The sequence below is a fragment of the Chthoniobacterales bacterium genome (assembly GCA_036569045.1).
Taxonomy (GTDB): domain Bacteria; phylum Verrucomicrobiota; class Verrucomicrobiia; order Chthoniobacterales; family JAATET01; genus JAATET01.
In genome coordinates, this window is the sequence record DATCRI010000005.1 from 1 (window position 1) to 2,483 (window position 2,483).

3 protein-coding genes are annotated in these 2,483 nt (G+C 64.2%); all 3 read left to right on the forward strand.

The window, feature by feature from the left end; all coding sequences use genetic code 11:
- Positions 1 to 126 precede the first annotated feature (126 nt).
- Positions 127 to 567 (forward strand): acetyl-CoA carboxylase biotin carboxyl carrier protein, encoded by a 441-nt coding sequence (gene accB / locus VIM61_00370; protein ID HEY8898855.1) that lies wholly within the window; start codon positions 127 to 129, stop codon positions 565 to 567.
- Between the two features lie 12 nt (positions 568 to 579).
- Positions 580 to 1,938: an acetyl-CoA carboxylase biotin carboxylase subunit gene (gene accC / locus VIM61_00375; protein HEY8898856.1), complete on the forward strand. Its 1,359-nt coding sequence runs from the start codon at positions 580 to 582 to the stop codon at positions 1,936 to 1,938.
- Between the two features lie 8 nt (positions 1,939 to 1,946).
- Positions 1,947 to 2,483: thiamine phosphate synthase (gene thiE, locus VIM61_00380; GenBank protein HEY8898857.1), on the forward strand; the 537-nt coding region annotated here is incomplete at its 3' end.

Genomic DNA, 2,483 nt, shown 5'->3' on the forward strand with positions numbered 1-2,483 from the left:
GTGTGCGCCATTTGGTCGGGAAATGCGGCCGGGTGCTTGAAGGCGCTTCATGTGCCACCGCCATAAATCTTGACCCTTGCGCCGCTGCGCGCGAAAACGATCCCTCGCTTTAACGCCTTCTACCAAGTGGACATCAAAGAAATTCGCGCTCTCATCGACCTCATGAAAAAGAACGGCCTCGCCGTTTTCAAGATGGAGAAGGAGGGTTTTAAAATCACGCTACAGACGGCGCCCGAGGGCGGTCCCGTCGTCCACTACGCGGCCCCGTCGCAGCCCGCGCTGCCGGCCGCTCCTGCCGCCGCCGAGGCCTCCCCGGCCGCCGCGCCGTCCAATCTCAAGGAGATCACCTCGCCGATGGTCGGCACGTTCTACGCGTCCTCCTCGCCCGACGCTCCCCCTTATGTGGAAGTCGGCCAGACGGTCACGCCCGACACGGTCGTTTGCATCGTGGAAGCCATGAAGGTCATGAACGAGATCAAGGCGGAAGTCGCGGGCGTCATCGCCGAGGTCGCCGCGGAAAATGGCAAGCCGGTCCAGTTCGGCCAGGCCCTCTTCCGCGTCAAGTAACCCCGGCAAAAGATGTTCAAGAAAATCCTGATCGCCAATCGCGGCGAAATCGCACTGCGGATCATTCGCGCGTGCAAGGAGCTCGGCGTGCAGACGGTGGCCGTCTATTCCGAGCCCGACCTTCACTCGCTCCACGTCCAGCTGGCCGACGAGGCCATCTGCATCGGATCCGCCCCGAGCAACGAGAGCTATCTCAAGATCGATCGCATCATCAGCGCGGCGGAGATCGCCGATGTCGACGCGATCCATCCCGGTTACGGCTTCCTCGCGGAAAACGCGCATTTCGCCGAGGTCTGCGCAAGCTGCAACATCAAGTTCATCGGGCCGTCGCCAAACGCAATCCGCCTGATGGGCGACAAGAACACGGCCCGCGACACCGCGCGCAAGGCCGGCGTGCCAGTCTCTCCCGGCAGCGAAGGCACGGTGGACTCCGAGGCCGACGCGCTGAAGATCGCCCGCGAGATCGGCTTCCCCGTCATGATCAAGGCGGTCGCCGGCGGTGGCGGTCGCGGCATGCGGATCGCGCACAACGATGGCAGCCTCGTCACCGGCTTCCACAGCGCGCGCATGGAGGCCGAAAAGGCCTTCGGCAATGGCGCGGTCTACATCGAGAAGTTCATCGTCAATCCGCACCACATCGAGTTCCAGATCATGGGCGACGAGCACGGGAACATCGTGCACCTGGGCGAGCGCGACTGCTCGATCCAGCGCCGCAACCAGAAGATCGTTGAGGAATGCCCGTCTCCGCTCATGACGGAAGACCTGCGCCGGCGCATGGGCGAAGCGTCCATCAAGCTGTGCCAGACCGTCGGCTACTACAACGCCGGCACGATCGAATATCTCGTGGATGACAACGGCGACTTCTACTTCATGGAGATGAACACGCGCATCCAGGTCGAGCATCCGATCACCGAGGAGGTTTACGGCTGCGATCTCGTGAAGCAGCAGATCCAGGTCGCCGCCGGTGAGCATCTCTCCGACTACGTGAAGAACGCGCGGCCGCGTCACCACTCGATCGAGTGCCGCATCAACGCGGAAGATCCCTTCAACAATTTCATGCCGAGCCCCGGCGAGATCGAGCTCTACTACGCCCCGGGCGGTCGCGGTGTGCGCATCGATTCTCATGCCTACGCCGGCTACCCGATTCCGCCGCACTACGACTCGATGATCGCGAAGCTCATCGTCACGGCGTCCTCCCGGGAGGCCTGCATTGCCCGCATGAACCGCGCCCTTGGCGAATACATGATCACCGGCATCAAGACGACGATCCCGTTCCAGCAGGCGATCATGCGCAACGCGGATTTCCGCGCCGGCAAGTATTCGACCGGGTTCATCGAGAAGATGCTCAACGCCGGCATCCCCGAGTTCTAGACCGGGTCATGCTCGCGGACGCGAAGCTTTACGGCATCCTCGATCTCGGCTACGTCGCCGCCGATCGGGCGGTCGACATGGCCGCCCGCATGGTGGCTGGCGGGATCGATGTCCTGCAAATTCGCGCCAAGGGAGCGAGCGAGGCGGAAATCCTCGCGCTCACGAACGCGGTCGCGCCGATCTGCGGGACCGCGCGAGTGCCGCTTTTCATCAACGACTACCCCGGTCTCGTTGCCGCCAGTGGCGTGGACGGCGTGCACATTGGACAGGACGACGGTTCCATCGCCGCGGCGCGGGAACTGGCCGGGCCGGGTGCTCTCGTCGGGCGCTCCACGCACAGCCTCGAACAGGCCCGCGCGGCCTGGGCCGAGGGCGCCGATTACATCGGCTTTGGCCCGCTTTTCGCGACGCCGACGAAGCCCGACTATCCGCCGATCGGCACGGAGGATATCGCCACGGTGTTCCGCGAGTCGCCGGTGCCGGTCTTTTGCATCGGCGGAATCAAGCGCGAGAACCTGCCGGCCGTCGTTGCGGCGGGCGCGCGG